Annotated in this window: 13 protein-coding genes and 1 other RNA gene; 8 read left to right on the top strand and 6 right to left on the bottom strand. The window is 70.9% G+C overall.

What is annotated here, in order from left to right:
• Positions 1-3 precede the first annotated feature (3 nt).
• Complete coding sequence (locus M6I34_RS04745; RefSeq protein ID WP_336254638.1) at positions 4-1,263, bottom strand: M48 family metallopeptidase; 1,260 nt, start codon at positions 1,261-1,263, stop codon at positions 4-6.
• A 100-nt stretch (positions 1,264-1,363) separates the two neighbouring features.
• Between M6I34_RS04745 and orn the strand changes: the two genes are divergently transcribed.
• The gene (orn, locus tag M6I34_RS04740) at positions 1,364-2,014 is read left to right on the top strand and encodes an oligoribonuclease (RefSeq protein ID WP_272484549.1); all 651 of its coding nucleotides are present in this window, start codon (positions 1,364-1,366) and stop codon (positions 2,012-2,014) included.
• On the opposite strand, the gene M6I34_RS04735 is transcribed toward orn, so the two are convergent.
• From M6I34_RS04735 to trxA, 5 genes are all read right to left on the bottom strand, one after another.
• Positions 1,936-3,399, bottom strand: a complete 1,464-nt coding sequence (locus tag M6I34_RS04735) for an MATE family efflux transporter (RefSeq protein WP_272484548.1) — start codon at positions 3,397-3,399, stop codon at positions 1,936-1,938. The two genes, orn and M6I34_RS04735, sit on opposite strands and share 79 nt — an antisense overlap.
• Positions 3,396-5,171, bottom strand: a complete 1,776-nt coding sequence (locus M6I34_RS04730; RefSeq protein ID WP_272484547.1) for a glycosyltransferase family 39 protein — start codon at positions 5,169-5,171, stop codon at positions 3,396-3,398. The genes M6I34_RS04735 and M6I34_RS04730 overlap by 4 nt, the downstream gene beginning before the upstream one ends.
• Before the next feature lie 126 nt (positions 5,172-5,297).
• Positions 5,298-5,552: a type B 50S ribosomal protein L31 gene (locus M6I34_RS04725; RefSeq protein WP_272484546.1), complete on the bottom strand. Its 255-nt coding sequence runs from the start codon at positions 5,550-5,552 to the stop codon at positions 5,298-5,300.
• 139 nt (positions 5,553-5,691) lie between these two features.
• Positions 5,692-6,957, bottom strand: a complete 1,266-nt coding sequence (gene rho, locus M6I34_RS04720; RefSeq protein WP_272484545.1) for a transcription termination factor Rho — start codon at positions 6,955-6,957, stop codon at positions 5,692-5,694.
• Between the two features lie 274 nt (positions 6,958-7,231).
• Positions 7,232-7,552: a thioredoxin TrxA gene (gene trxA, locus M6I34_RS04715; protein ID WP_272484544.1), complete on the bottom strand. Its 321-nt coding sequence runs from the start codon at positions 7,550-7,552 to the stop codon at positions 7,232-7,234.
• A 160-nt stretch (positions 7,553-7,712) separates the two neighbouring features.
• Between trxA and ffs the strand changes: the two genes are divergently transcribed.
• The 7 genes from ffs (at position 7,713) to M6I34_RS04680 (ending at position 13,775) form a co-directional block, all read left to right on the top strand.
• An RNA gene (gene ffs, locus M6I34_RS04710) (signal recognition particle sRNA small type) lies at positions 7,713-7,811 on the top strand.
• 52 nt (positions 7,812-7,863) lie between these two features.
• A complete protein-coding gene (gene dnaX / locus M6I34_RS04705) occupies positions 7,864-9,618 on the top strand; it encodes a DNA polymerase III subunit gamma/tau (protein WP_272484543.1) in 1,755 nt (584 codons plus the stop codon).
• Between the two features lie 4 nt (positions 9,619-9,622).
• On the top strand, positions 9,623-9,949 hold the full coding sequence (locus M6I34_RS04700; RefSeq protein ID WP_272484542.1) for a YbaB/EbfC family nucleoid-associated protein: 327 nt from the start codon (positions 9,623-9,625) through the stop codon (positions 9,947-9,949).
• A 28-nt stretch (positions 9,950-9,977) separates the two neighbouring features.
• The gene (recR, locus tag M6I34_RS04695; RefSeq protein ID WP_272484541.1) at positions 9,978-10,574 is read left to right on the top strand and encodes a recombination mediator RecR; all 597 of its coding nucleotides are present in this window, start codon (positions 9,978-9,980) and stop codon (positions 10,572-10,574) included.
• Positions 10,575-10,590: 16 nt separating this feature from the next.
• Positions 10,591-11,847: a CaiB/BaiF CoA transferase family protein gene (locus M6I34_RS04690; protein WP_272484540.1), complete on the top strand. Its 1,257-nt coding sequence runs from the start codon at positions 10,591-10,593 to the stop codon at positions 11,845-11,847.
• Positions 11,848-11,958: 111 nt separating this feature from the next.
• Positions 11,959-12,960, top strand: a complete 1,002-nt coding sequence (locus tag M6I34_RS04685) for an ABC transporter substrate-binding protein (RefSeq protein ID WP_272486607.1) — start codon at positions 11,959-11,961, stop codon at positions 12,958-12,960.
• Positions 12,960-13,775 carry an ABC transporter ATP-binding protein gene (locus tag M6I34_RS04680; RefSeq protein WP_272484539.1) on the top strand — a complete coding sequence of 272 codons (816 nt, stop codon included), beginning with the start codon at positions 12,960-12,962 and terminating at the stop codon, positions 13,773-13,775. The genes M6I34_RS04685 and M6I34_RS04680 overlap by 1 nt, the downstream gene beginning before the upstream one ends.
• Positions 13,776-13,798: the final 23 nt, after the last annotated feature.

Below are 13,798 nucleotides of genomic sequence, written 5' to 3'. Positions count from 1 at the left end.
GCTTCAGGTTGCGTGCGCGGCCGACAGCCGTCCTATGCGCTGGACGGCGGGCGGATGCGAGTCGTGGAAGGCCGAATACACCGGGTCGGGAGTCAGCGTCGACGCGTTGTCCTCGTAGAGCTTGACCAGCGCGCTGGCCAGGTGCTTCGGGTCGGTCTGGGCCGCCGCGAACGCGTCGGCCTGGAACTCGTGGCGTCGCGACGCCAGAGCGAGAAGGGGCTGCAGCGGGAAGGCGAACACCGGCAGCGCCAGGAAGAACAGGACGAGCGCTGCCGCGTCGGCCATCGACGGATCGGGGGTCAGGCCCAGCGACTGGTAGAACCAGGGCTGTCGCGACAGCCACCCGAGCAGCCACAGCCCGGCCAGGCTGATCGCGAAGGTGAGCCCGATCCGCTTCGGGATGTGCCTGAGCCTGAAGTGGCCCAGCTCGTGCGCGAGCACCGCCTCGATCTCGTCGGCGTCGAGCCGCGCGAGCAGCGTGTCGAAGAAGACGATCCGCCGGGCCTTGCCCAGGCCGGTGAAGTAGGCGTTGCCGTGCGCCGAGCGGCGGCTGCCGTCCATCACGAACAGGCCGCGGCTGCGGAAGCCGCAGCGCGCGAGCAGCGCCTGCACGCGCTCGCGCACCTCGCCCTCGGGCAGCGGCTCGAACTTGTTGAACAGCGGCGCGATCACCGTCGGGAACAGCACCATGACCGCCAGGTTGAAAGCCATCCAGGCGAGCCAGGTCCAGAGCCACCAGAGCTCGCCGCTCGCGCGCATCAGCCACAGCACCAGCGCGAGCAGCGGCAGGCCGAGCGCGGCGCCGACCAGCGCCGCCTTCAGCGTGTCGGCGACGAACAGGCCCGGCGTCATCCGGTTGAAGCCGAATCGCTGCTCGAGCCTGAAGCGACGCCAGGCCTCGATCGGAAGGTCGACGATCGCCCCGACGAGCACCACCAGTGCCACGAAGACGATGGCTGCCGCGAACGGCGAGCCGGGCGCAACCGCGAGCGCGGCCTGCATCAGCCACTGCAGGCCGCCGAGCAGCGTGAAAGCGATCAGCAGCGCGGCGGAGATCGCGGTCTCGACGATGCCCAGCCGCACGCGCGCGATCGTGTAGTCGGCCGCGCGGCGATGCGCGGCCAGGCCGATCCGGTCGGCGAAGCCGGCCGGGACCGCATCGCGGTGGCGGGCGACGTGCCGGACCTGCCGCGAGGCCAGCCAGAAGCGCAGGCCGACCGACAGCAGCAGCGCCGCGACGAACAGGATCGTGAACGGGTGCAGGGGTGCGGGGGAGTCGGTCAAGGCGCTGCGGGCTGGAGGGGGCGGGTCGGGGCGGATGGCAGGAAGAAGGCCTGTGGGACAATGCCGGCCGGAGAAAATTATGTCACAGCCCTCCCCGCAGACTTACGCGCATCCCGGCCCGGCGACGCGCGTCGCCGCGCCCGACGAGACCCGCCTGATCTGGGTCGACATGGAGATGACCGGCCTGAATCCCGGCGTGGACCGGATCATCGAGATCGCGATCGTGGTCACCGACAGTGCGCTGAACCCGGTGGCGCAGAGCGACGCGATCGCGATCGCGCAGCCCGACACGGTGCTCGACGCGATGGACCAGTGGAACAAGTCCACGCACGGCCGTTCCGGCCTGCTCGAGCGGGTGCGCGCCTCGCGTTGCAGCGAGGCCCAGGCCGAGCAGGCGATGCTCGCCTTCCTCGCCCCGCTGGTGCCGCCCGGCAAGTCGCCGATGTGCGGCAATTCGGTCTGCCAGGACCGGCGTTTCATGGCCCGCTACATGCCCGCGCTCGAGGGCTGGTTCCACTACAGGAACCTCGACGTCAGCACGCTGAAGGAACTGTGCCGGCGCTGGCGCCCCGAGCTCGCGAAGGGCTTCGCCAAGCGTGGCGCGCACACCGCGCTGGCCGACATCCTCGAATCGATCGACGAGTTGCGCTACTACCGCGACCGATTCCTCGTGATGTCCGGCGAGCCCGGCGAAGGCGCCGCGGCCAGCGGCCTGCCGCCGCCCGTCTGAAGGGGCGGGGCGGCGCCTGGCGCGGGCGCCTCGCATTCCTTCCAGACGCGGCCCACGATCGCCGCCAGCAGCGCCGACGCGGCGAGCAGGCTCGCCCCGGCCGCGATCCAGAACCCTTTCGCACCGGCGACCGCCTGCGCCAGCGGCGAATCGCCGGCGCCGGCCACGAAGGCGAGCCACCAGCCGCCGCCGAGCCCGATGCCCCACAGGCAGACCAGGTAGACCAGCATCGGCAGCGTGGTGATCCGGTGCGCGCGCAGCACGAAGGTGGCGGTGGCCTGGATCGCGTCGAACAGGTGGAAGGCCGCGACCAGCGCGACCAGCGGCAAGGCCGCGGCGATCACCGCGGCATCGGTCGTGTAGGCGCGCACGATCCCCTCGCGGCCCAGCCACAGCGCGGCCGACACCGCGCAGGCGATCGCGATCGCGAGGCGCAGGCCGCGGCGGCCGTAGTCGCGCGCCCGATCCGGGCGGCCGGCCCCGATCGATTGCGCGACCATCGTGCTCGTGGCGTTGGCGAGCGCGAGCGGCACCATGTAGGCGAGCGCGGCGAGGTTGGCCGCGATCTGGTGGCTGGCCGCCACCGTGGCGCCGAGGCGCGCCAGGAACAGGGCCATGAACGCGAAGGAAGTGACCTCCACCAGGTAGGCGCCGCCGATCGGCAGGCCGAACCTCAGCAGCTCGCGCAGCTGCGCGGTGTCGGGGCGGATCGGCCACCGGATGCGCAGCGCGCGGTAGACCGGCATCGCGCGCAGCGCGACGATCGAGAGCGCCAGCGACAGCCACAGCACGATCGCGGTGGCCACGCCGGCGCCGGCGCCGCCCAGCGCGGGCACGATCGTCGTGCCAGCGTCCGTCTGCCAGCCCTGCATGAAAAGCGCGTTGAGCGGCAGCTTCGCGGCGACCGCCGCGACGTTGATCGCCATGACCGTGCCGGGCCGCGCGATCGCGTTCGACAGCGCGTAGAAGACCCGGAACAGCAGCGCCGCCGGCAGCCCGGCCGCCACCGCGACCAGGTAGCCGCGGGCGACTGCGGCGACCTCGTCGGGCGCCTGCGCGAACGCGAGCCAGGGCTCGGTCCAGCCCAGGGCCAGGCAGCCCGGGAGGGCCAGCGCAAGGGCCAGCCAGATCGCCTGGCCGGCGGCTTCCCGGATCCGGTCGTGGCGTCCCGCGCCCCAGTGCTGGGCGGCGATCGGCGCCAGCGCGAGCAGCACGCCCATCAGGCCGACGTAGACGCAGATGTAGATGCTGGCCCCGAGCCCGACCGCGGCGACGTCGACCGCCGACAGCCGGCCGGCCATCATCGTGTCGATGACGCCGTTGAGCATCACCGCCACCTGGCCGACGAAGACCGGCCAGGCGAGCTTCAGGATGTCGCGGTTCACCGCCCGGGCGAGCGCAGGCGGTAGAGCCGGAAGCGCTCGCCGCGCTCGGCGCGCCGCTGGCCCTCCCAGGCGAGCTCGGCGCCGGCCAGCGGCGACGTCCGGGTCTGGGCGATCGGGCCGGTGTCCTGCACCAGCAGCCATCCGCAGGAAGCCCGGTCGCCGGCCGCCGCGGCGCCCTCGTCGGGCATCGCGCCGACGGTCGGGCCGAACCTCGGGCCCGCGAAGTACAGGAAGCTCGCGCGCTGGGCCGAACCCAGGTTGCGCGTCGCGACGCAGTCGTGCGGCGCGGCGGCCAGCGCCGCGCCCAGGCCGATCGCCACGTCGCGATAGGTGTTGCGCTCGTTGAACACCGGCAGCCACAGCGTCATCAGCAGGAACCAGGCGAGGACCAGGCCGCCGCAGGACAGCGCCATCGCGCGCCAGATCATCCGCGGCCGGCGCGAGATCCGCCACCGCACCAGCGCCAGCCAGGCGACGGTCGCCAGGCCGCCGAGCACGATGTCGATCACGATCCACGACGGCTCGAAGCCGGGCGCCAGGCGCGAGGCACGATAGGCCATGCGCGGCGGGAAGCCGGTCATCAGCGCGATCCACCATGCCCAGATCGCGATTCCGAACAGCGTGAAGCTGGTGACCGCGAACCAGTCGATCAGGCTCACGATGCCGCGCCGCAGGGTCGGCAGGCCCATACCCGCCAGCAGGGCGAGCGGCGCGGCCGCGGGCAACAGCCGGCCCTCGGCGCCGCTGGGGGCGATCAGTGCCTGCGCGCTGAAGGCTGCAGCCGCCAGTATCGGCAAGGCCACTGCGGGCTCGGCCCAGCGGCCCCGCCAGCGCCAGATCGCCCAGGTGGCCACCGGCCAGGCAGGCCAGTAGAACCAGGGCGTGGTCTGGACGAAGTAGGCGATCCCCTCGAGCGTGGGCCCGGAGGCGGCATGGGCCTGCGCGGCGAGCCAGGCCGCGAGGTGCGCGCGGGCGGCGTCGTCGCCGGCGAGCAGCGCCAGCGGCCAGGCGAGCATGCCGAGCAGCGCGACCGGCAACGCGCTGCGAAGCAGCCGGGCAGCGACCAGGCGGAACTCGCGAACCAGCAACGGCAGCGCGACCAGCGCCGCCAGCAGCGCGATCGCCAGCGGCAGGCCGCGGGTCAGCAGCGTGGCCGCGATCGCGGCGCCGGCGATCGCGCCGCCCCGCCCGGGGCGCTCGAGCGCGAGCGCGCAGCCGAAAAGGAAGGCCGCCACCCAGGTCAGCTGCGCGACGTCGCCGGTGGTCTCGTGCATCCGGAAGATCAGGCCGAAGCTGGCCATCAGCACAAGCAGCACCGAGTCGGCGATCGCGCGGGCGAAATCGATGCTGCCGGCCGACGCGCCGAACGGGTCGGAGGGCTGGACCCCCGGCCGGCGGGCCAGCGAGAAGCTCGCGTACCAGACCAGCGACAGGGTGGCCGCCAGGAGCAGCGCGGTCGCCAGCCTGACCATCAGGTGTTCGGTCAGCAGCGCGTCGGCCGACCAGGGCACGCCAAGCTTCGCGAAGGCGCCGGCGATCCAGAAGGGCAGGGGTCCCTGCCCGGGCATGGCGTCGCCGGCGATGTTCGGCATCAGCCAGTCGGCGGCGCCGCCGCGCGCCATCGTCAGCGCGATGCCGAAGCCTGCGGCGTCGTCGGTGCGCCACGGGTCGCGGCCCACGAAGCCGGGCGCCACGTACAGCACGCACAGCAGCAGCAGCCCCCAGCGGGGCAGCTTGCCGGCCTCGATGTCGGTGACGATGAACGGACGCATGCTCGAGCGAAGGTTAACGCCGGCCGCCGCAACGAAAAAAGGCAGCCGAAGCTGCCCTTTTCGGTTTCCGGAAACCCGCCCGGGCCTCGGCCACGGGGCGGTGCCCGGAGCGGCTTTCCCCCGGGCTCAGCCCGCCTTGCCGGAGCGGGCGAACTTCTGGCGGAACTTCTCGACCCGGCCGGCTTCGCTGACGCGCTGCTGCGCGCCCGTGTAGAACGGGTGCGACTCGGAGCTCACGTCGAGCTTGAACAGCGGGTATTCCTTGCCGTCGATCGTGATCTTCTCGCGGGTGTTCACGGTCGAGCGCGTGATGAAGCGGAAGTCGCTGGCCATGTCCTGGAACACGACTTCGCGGTAGTCGGGGTGAATGCCTTCTTTCATCGGGAGTACCTCTGTTGGGCTGGCTCGCGCGGCGTCGGGATCGCGCCGCACGAGGTTTCCGGCCGCTTCGCCCTTTTCAGCGAGCGAATCCGTTCAGCAAAGCCTTGAATTATAGGAAATCCGGGACCGTTCTGGCAAGTCAGCGAGAGGATCCGCGCATCATCTCGAAGAATTCCTGGTTGCTCTTGGTCTGGCGGACCTTGTCGAGCAGGAACTCCATCGCCTCGAGCTCGTCCATGTCGTGCAGCAGCTTGCGCAGGATCCAGATCTTCTGCAGCACGTCGGGCTTGATCAGCAACTCCTCGCGACGGGTGCCCGAGCGGTTGATGTCGATCGCGGGGTAGACGCGCTTCTCCATCATCCGGCGGTTCAGGTGCAGCTCCATGTTGCCGGTGCCCTTGAACTCCTCGTAGATCACCTCGTCCATCCGGCTGCCGGTGTCGATCAGGGCGGTGGCGATGATGGTCAGCGAGCCGCCTTCCTCGATGTTGCGCGCCGCGCCGAAGAAGCGCTTGGGCCGCTGCAGCGCGTTGGCGTCGACGCCGCCGGTCAGCACCTTGCCCGAGGCCGGCACCACCGTGTTGTAGGCGCGGGCCAGGCGGGTGATCGAGTCGAGCAGGATGACCACGTCCTTCTTGTGCTCGACCAGGCGCTTGGCCTTTTCGATCACCATCTCGGCGACCTGCACGTGGCGGGTGGCCGGCTCGTCGAAGGTCGAGGCAACGACCTCGCCGCGCACCGAGCGGCTCATCTCGGTGACCTCCTCGGGGCGCTCGTCGATCAGCAGCACGATCAGGACCACGTCGGGGTGGTTGGCGGTGATCGCGTGCGCCATGTGCTGCATCAGCACCGTCTTGCCGGCCTTCGGCGGCGCAACGATCAGGCCGCGCTGGCCCTTGCCGATCGGCGCGATCATGTCGATGATCCGGCCGGTGATGTTCTCCTCGGCCTTGATGTCGCGCTCGAGCACCAGCGGCTTGTTCGGGTGCAGCGGCGTCAGGTTCTCGAACAGGATCTTGTTCTTGCTCGCCTCGGGCGGCGCGCCGTTGATCTTGTCGACCTTGACCAGAGCGAAGTAGCGCTCGCCTTCCTTCGGCGTGCGCACCTCGCCCTCGATCGAGTCGCCGGTGTGCAGGTTGAACCGCCGGATCTGCGAGGGCGAGATGTAGATGTCGTCGGTGCTCGCCAGGTAGGAGGTCTCGGGCGAACGCAGGAAGCCGAAGCCGTCGGGCAGCACCTCGAGCACGCCGTCGCCGAAGATCTGCTCTCCGGTCTTCGCCATCCGCTTGAGGATCGCGAACATCAGCTCCTGCTTGCGCAGGCGATTGGCGTTCTCGATGTCGAGGCTCGCGGCCAGTTCGATCAGCTGCGAGACGTGCTGAGCTTTCAGTTCGGACAGATGCATGTAGACGGGCTCCCCGCTGGGGACGTGGACGAACGGAAGTGCGTCGGATGAAGGAAAGTCGGACGATTGGCTGGGCGGCGCGACGACCGCCGGGGATGGCCTGATCGGGAATTCGGCGGATCGCGAGGATCCGGGGCCGGCGGGCTGGGCGCTGGCCGGGAAAGCAGGGCCGCTGCCGATGAATTTGCCGCCGAGGCCGGAGGCTTGGACGGCTCCGGCCCGGAAAGGCGTCAGGCCGGCCGCCGGAAGCCCGGCGGCGCGACTTTACAACGAATCAGAGATGGCTGTCCAGAAACATCGTGAGCTGCGACTTGGACAGCGCGCCGACCTTGGTGTCGACGACCGCGCCGTTGCGGAACAGCATCAGCGTCGGGATGCCGCGGATGCCGTACTTGGCCGGCACCGACTGGTTCTCGTCCACGTTGACCTTGACCACGCGGACCTTCTCGCCGTAGTCGCGGGCGACCTCGTCGAGGATGGGCGCGATCATCTTGCAGGGGCCGCACCACTCGGCCCAGTAGTCGACCAGGACCGGCAGGTCGGATTTCAGGACTTCCTGCTCGAAGCTGTCGTCGGAGATGTGCTGGATGGACATTCTGGCTCCCGCCGGCGCGCCCGCTCGCCCATCGAGATCGGTTGCACGCACCGGCTGCGTCGTCGGAAACCGGATGATAACGCCGTCGGCGCCGGGTTTCGCGCGGGCGACCGGAGGCGCGTCGGGGTCGTCGCCGCTCCGGCTGATAGAATCCGGGCCGGGCGGGCCTCCCCGCAGCGCGGACGGGTGAACCTGGTCAGGTCCGGAAGGAAGCAGCCATAGCCTTTCCCCGCGTGTGCCGGGGTTCCGGCTCGCCCCCCGATTTCTCCAATGCGGCTTTCCGCCACGCGCCACCAGAGCACCGACTGCCGATGACCCACCAGGCGCTTGCCCGCAAGTGGCGCCCGCGAGACTTCGGCTCGCTCGTCGGGCAGGAGCACGTCGTGCGGGCCCTCGCGCACGCGCTCGACAGCGGGCGCCTGCACCACGCCTACCTGTTCACCGGCACCCGCGGCGTCGGCAAGACCACGATCGCGCGCATCCTCGCCAAGGCGCTGAACTGCGAGACCGGGGTGGGCTCCAGGCCTTGCGGAACCTGCTCGGCGTGCACCGGCATCGACGCCGGGCGCTTCGTCGATTGCATCGAGCTCGACGCCGCCTCGAATCGCGGCGTCGAGGACATGACCCAGTTGCTCGAGAACGCGGTCTACGCGCCGACCGTGGGCCGCTACAAGGTCTACGTGATCGACGAAGTCCACATGCTGAGCAACCACGCGTTCAACGCGATGCTCAAGACGCTGGAGGAGCCGCCGCCGCACGTGGTCTTCGTGCTGGCCACCACCGACCCGCAGAAGGTGCCGGTCACGGTGCTCTCGCGATGCCTGCAGTTCAGCCTGAAGAACATGCCGCCGGCCACCGTGGCCGCGCACCTGCAGCGGGTCCTGCAGGCGGAGGGCATCGACGGCGAGCCCGGCGCGCTGGCGCAGATCGGCAGGGCGGCTGCGGGCAGCATGCGCGACGCGCTGTCGCTGCTCGACCAGGCGATCGCCTTCTCGGGGGGCGTGCTCACCGAGGCGGCGGTGCGCGAGATGCTCGGCGTCGTCGACCGCGCCTGGCTCGAGCGCATCCTCGACGCGCTGGCGATGCGAGACGGTGCCGCGCTGGTCGGCCAGGCCGACGCGATGCTCGAGGCCAACGCGCCGTTCGAGACGGCGCTCTCCGAGCTGGCCGTGCTGCTGCAGCGGGTCGCGCTGGTGCAGGCCGGCGTGGCGGTGCCGGGAGACGAGGCGCCGCTGCTCGAGCGCCTTGCCGAGAAGCTGCCGCCCGAGGAGGTGCAGGTCCACTACCAGATCGCGATCCACGCGCAGCGCGACCTGCCTCTCGCCCCGGACCCGCACACCGGCTTCACGATGACACTGCTGCGGATGCTGGCCTTCCGGCCCGACGACGCGGCCGGAGGACCGGCCGAGGCCGGGGGCCGTGCCGCAAGGCCGGGTGCGCCAGCACCCGGCCCCGCAGCCGCACCCGCGATCGCGGCGTCTCCGAGGCCGCAGGCCACGCCCCGCAGCGCGGCGCTGAAGGCGCCGCCGCCTGCGCGTGCCGAGTTCGCGGCGCGGCCGGCGGCTTCGCCGGCAGATCGCGCTGCCGGCGCGCCGCCGGGAGAACGCGCGGGCGATGTGTCCGGCCGGGCCGCGCAGCCCCGGGCGGCGGTCGCCGACTCGGCCGCCGCCTTCGACGGCGACTGGCCGGCGCTGGTCGCGCAGGTGAGGGCCGGCGGCATGGCCGCCCAGTTCCTGCAGCAGAGCGCGCTGGTGGCCCACGAAGGGCTGCATTTCAGGCTGAAGGTGCCGATCCGTCCGCTCGCCGAACCGGCGACCGTCAACCGGGCGCGCGAGGCCCTCGCGGCCCACTTCGGAGCCGAGGTGCGGCTCAGCGTCGAGGTCGGCGCGGTCCAGGGGCCGACCGCCGCGGCGGTGGCCAGCCGCCTGCGCGCCGAGAAGCAGGCCGAGGCCGAGGCGGCGATCGATGCCGACCCGTTCGTCCAGACCTTGTTGAAGGATTTCGGCGGCACGATCGTGCCCGGCTCGGTCCGGCCGGCCGCCGGCAATCCAACCCCAGGAGAATGAAGCGATGATGAAGAACCAGCTCGCGGGCCTGATGAAGCAGGCCCAGCAGATGCAGGAAAACATGAAGAAGATGCAGGAGCAGCTGGCCCAGGTCGAGGTCGAGGGCCAGTCCGGCGCTGGCCTGGTCAAGGTCGTCGTCACCTGCCGCAACGACGTCAAGCGCATCAGCATCGACCCCAGCCTGCTCGCCGACGACAAGGACATGCTCGAGGACCTGGTCGTGGCCGCCATGAACGACGCGCTGCGCCGTGCCGAGCAGACCGCCGCCGAGAGGATGGGTTCGGTCACTTCCGGCCTGCCGCTGCCCCCCGGCTTCAAGATGCCGTTCTGAGCAAGGCCGGCCGCGTCCGCGACGCCCGATGAAGGCGCCGGCTCCGCTCGAAGCGCTGACCGAAGCCCTGCGCAGGCTGCCCGGCGTGGGCGCGCGCTCCGCGCAGCGCTTCGCCTACCACTTGCTGCAGCACGACCGCGAGGGCGCGGCGCTGCTCGCGCGTGCCCTGTCCGAGGCGGTGGGGCGTATCCGTCACTGCAGCCGCTGCAACACCTTCACCGAGCTCGAAGTCTGCGAGACCTGTTCGTCGCCGCGCCGCGATCCCTCGCAGCTGTGCGTGGTGGAAACGCCCGCCGACCAGCTGATGGTCGAGCAGACGATGGCCTACAACGGCCTGTACTTCGTGCTGATGGGGCGGCTGTCGCCGCTCGACGGCATCGGGCCCAGGCAGATCGGCCTGGCCCGCCTGCTCGAGCGGGCCGCCGACCCCGCGCTTCGCGAGGTGATCCTGGCCACCAACTTCACGCAGGAAGGCGAGGCCACCGCGCACTACATCGGCGAGCTGCTGCGCGCGCGGGGGCTCAAGGTCTCCCGGCTGGCGCGCGGGGTGCCGGTTGGCAGCGAGCTCGAATACGTGGACCCGAGCACGATCGCGCAGGCGATGCGCGATCGGCGCTCGGTGTGACCAGGAGATTCCTTCGATGAACGAGAAGGTCGCGAGCCCCGCGACACCCGGGGCGTCCGCCGCCGGCCCGCTGGCCGGCCTGCGCGTGCTCGAACTCGGCCAGCTGATCGCCGGGCCTTTCGCGGGCCGGATGATGGCCGACTTCGGCGCCGACGTGATCAAGGTAGAGCCGCCGGCCCGCGCGGGCGCCGAGGGTGGAGACCCGCTGCGAAAGTGGCGCAAGCTGCACCCCGACGATCCGTCGGGCACCTCGCTGTGGTGGTCGGTGCAGGCGCGCAACAAGCGCTCGGTCACCGTCGACCTGAAGGCGAAGGCCGGCCAGCAGATCGTGCGCGAGCTGGCCGCGCGCGCCGACATCGTGGTCGAGAACTTCCGGCCCGGGGCGCTCGAGAAATGGGGGCTGGGCTACGAGCAGCTGTCGGCCGCGAACCCGGGCCTGATCCTGGTGCGACTGTCGGGCTACGGCCAGACCGGGCCCTATCGCGACCGGCCCGGCTTCGGCGCGATCGCCGAGTCGATGGGCGGCATGCGCTACGTGACCGGCTTTCCGGACCGCCCGCCGGTGCGGATGAACCTGTCGATCGGCGACTCGCTGGCCGCGCTGCACGCGGTGATCGGTGCGCTGATGGCGCTGCACCACCGGCGAGAGACCGGCAAGGGGCAAGTGGTCGACGTGGCGCTCTACGAGGCGGTGTTCAACATGATGGAGAGCACGCTGCCCGAGTTCGACCGCTACGGCATCGTGCGCGAGCGCACCGGCACCAACCTGACCGGCATCGTCCCGTCGAACACCTATCCGACCGCCGACGGCAGGCACATCGTGATCGGCGGAAACGGCGACTCGATCTTCAAGCGGCTGATGCGCGCGATCGGCCGCGACGATCTCGCCGACGACCCGGGGCTCGCGAACAACGCGGGCCGCGCGGCGCGCGCGCAGGAGGTCGATGACGCGATCGCGGCCTGGACCTCGGCCCATACGCTCGACGAAGGGCTGGCCGTGATGGAAGCGGCCGATGTGCCCAGCGGCCGCATCTACAGCGTGGCCGACATGGTCGACGATCCGCAGTACCGGGCGCGCGGCATGATCGAGCGCGCCGTGCTCGCCGACGGCACGCCGCTGGCGATGCCGGCCGCGGTGCCCAAGCTGTCGGACACGCCGGGCGCCACCCGCTGGCCCGGGCCGCGGCTGGGCGAGCACACCGACGCGGTGCTTGCGGAGCTGGGCTACGACGCGGCGCGGATCGCTGCCTTGAGGGCCGATGGCGTGATCTGAGGCCGATCGGTTAACCTTCCGGCCACGCATGGACCCGCTTGCCGGCCGCGAGAGCCGTCGACGAACAACGAGGAGAACGAGATGACCCAACGCAGAACAGTCCTGGCCGCGATGACGGCCGTGCCAGCGATCGCCGCGCTGCCCGCTTCGGCGCTCGCCCAGGGCATCGAGAAGAAGAAGGTGACGATCGCCGTCGGCGGCAAGAACCTCTTCTACTACCTGCCGCTGACGATCGCCGAGCAGCTCGGCTACTTCAAGGACGAGGGCCTCGACGTCGAGATCGTGGACTTCGCCGGCGGCTCGGCGGCCTTGCGCGCGGTGGTGGGCGGTTCGGCCGACGTCGTCTCCGGCGCCTACGAGCACACGATCAACCTGCAATCCAAGGGCCAGATCTTCACCGCCTTCGTGCTGCAGGGCCGGGCGCCGCAGATCGTGCTGGCGGTGTCCACGAAGACGATGCCCGGGTACAAGACGATCGCCGACCTGAAGGGCAAGAAGATCGGCGTGACCGCGCCGGGCTCGTCCACGAACATGATGGCCAACTTCGTGCTCGCCAAGGGCGGGCTCAAGCCCACCGACGTTTCCTTCATCGGGGTGGGTGCCGGCAAGGGCGCGATCTCGGCGGTCCAGTCCGGCCAGGTCGACGCGATCGCCAACCTCGATCCGGTCATCTCGATGCTGGATGCGCAGGGCCTGCTGAAGATCGTTTCCGACACCCGCACGCTGAAGGACACCGAGGCGGTGTTCGGCGGCCCGATGCCGGCGGGTTGCCTGTACGCGCCCGAGGCCTTCGTGAAGAACAACCCGAACACCGCGCAGGCGCTGGCCAGCGCGATGGTCCGCGCGCTCAAGTGGCTCCAGCAGGCCGGGCCCTCGGACATCGTGAAGACGGTGCCCGAGTCCTTCCTGCTCGGCGACCGCGCGCTCTACCTCGCCGCCTGGACAAAGGTCCGCGAGGCGATGTCGCCCGACGGCCTGATCCCCGAGGCCGGCAGCAAGACGGCGCTGCGCACGCTGCAGGCCTTCGACAAGAATCTGCAGGGCAAGGCGATCGACCTGTCGAAGACCTACACCAACGCCTTCGTCCGCAAGGCGCTCGCGCGCGCGAAGTGATGTCGACGACGCCCGCGCTCTCGCTCGAAGGGGTCACCTGCACCTTCGTTTCCCGGGACGACCCCGGGCAGCGCTACACGGCGGTGCGCGACGTCACCCTGCGCATCGCGCCCGGCGAGTTCGTGTCGGTCGTCGGGCCGACCGGCTGCGGCAAGTCGACGCTGCTCAACGTGGGCGCGGGCCTGCTCGAACCCTCGACCGGCAAGGTCGAGGTGTTCGGCCAGCCGCTAGCGGGCATCAACGCGCGCGCCGGTTACATGTTCCAGGCCGAGGCGCTGATGCCCTGGCGAAGCGCGCTGGACAACGTGATCGCCGGCCTGCAGTTCCGCGGCGTGCCCGACGCCGAGGCCCGCGCGCAGGGCGAGGAGTGGCTGCGCCGGGTCGGCCTCGGCGGTTTCGGCGACCGCTACCCGCACCAACTGTCGGGCGGCATGCGCAAGCGGGTCGCGCTTGCCCAGACCCTGATCCTCGATCCCGACATCATCCTGATGGACGAGCCTTTCTCGGCGCTCGACATCCAGACCCGCCAGCTGATGGAGAACGAGGTCCTGGAGCTGTGGGCCGCGAGCCGCAAGGCGGTCCTGTTCATCACCCACGACCTCGACGAGGCGATCGCGATGAGCGACCGTGTCGTCGTGCTGTCGGCCGGCCCGGCCTCGCACCCGATCGGCGAGTTCACGGTCGACCTGCCGCGCCCGCGCGACGTGGCCGAGATCCGCACCCAGCCGCACTTCATCGAGCTGCACGAGCGGATCTGGGCGGTGCTCAGGGAGGAGGTCCTGAAAGGCTACGCGCAACAGAAGCGCGTTGCGTGAGCGGGGCCCCGCCCGGGCGCCCC

Source organism: Zeimonas sediminis (assembly GCF_023721795.1).
GTDB lineage: Bacteria > Pseudomonadota > Gammaproteobacteria > Burkholderiales > Burkholderiaceae_E > Zeimonas > Zeimonas sediminis.
The sequence above is the reverse complement of the archived record's forward strand: the minus strand, read 5'-3'. Positions and strand labels throughout refer to the sequence as shown.

Coding starts and splice junctions, on each gene's coding strand:
- M6I34_RS04725 (WP_272484546.1), bottom strand. CDS start 5,552: ATGAAAGAAGGCATTCACCCCGACTACCGCGAAGTCGTGTTCCAGGAC.
- M6I34_RS04685 (WP_272486607.1), top strand. CDS start 11,959: ATGACGGCCGTGCCAGCGATCGCCGCGCTGCCCGCTTCGGCGCTCGCC.
- orn (WP_272484549.1), top strand. CDS start 1,364: ATGTCACAGCCCTCCCCGCAGACTTACGCGCATCCCGGCCCGGCGACG.
- trxA (WP_272484544.1), bottom strand. CDS start 7,552: ATGTCCATCCAGCACATCTCCGACGACAGCTTCGAGCAGGAAGTCCTG.
- M6I34_RS04680 (WP_272484539.1), top strand. CDS start 12,960: ATGTCGACGACGCCCGCGCTCTCGCTCGAAGGGGTCACCTGCACCTTC.
- dnaX (WP_272484543.1), top strand. CDS start 7,864: ATGACCCACCAGGCGCTTGCCCGCAAGTGGCGCCCGCGAGACTTCGGC.
- recR (WP_272484541.1), top strand. CDS start 9,978: ATGAAGGCGCCGGCTCCGCTCGAAGCGCTGACCGAAGCCCTGCGCAGG.
- M6I34_RS04700 (WP_272484542.1), top strand. CDS start 9,623: ATGATGAAGAACCAGCTCGCGGGCCTGATGAAGCAGGCCCAGCAGATG.
- rho (WP_272484545.1), bottom strand. CDS start 6,957: ATGCATCTGTCCGAACTGAAAGCTCAGCACGTCTCGCAGCTGATCGAA.
- M6I34_RS04690 (WP_272484540.1), top strand. CDS start 10,591: ATGAACGAGAAGGTCGCGAGCCCCGCGACACCCGGGGCGTCCGCCGCC.
- M6I34_RS04730 (WP_272484547.1), bottom strand. CDS start 5,171: ATGCGTCCGTTCATCGTCACCGACATCGAGGCCGGCAAGCTGCCCCGC.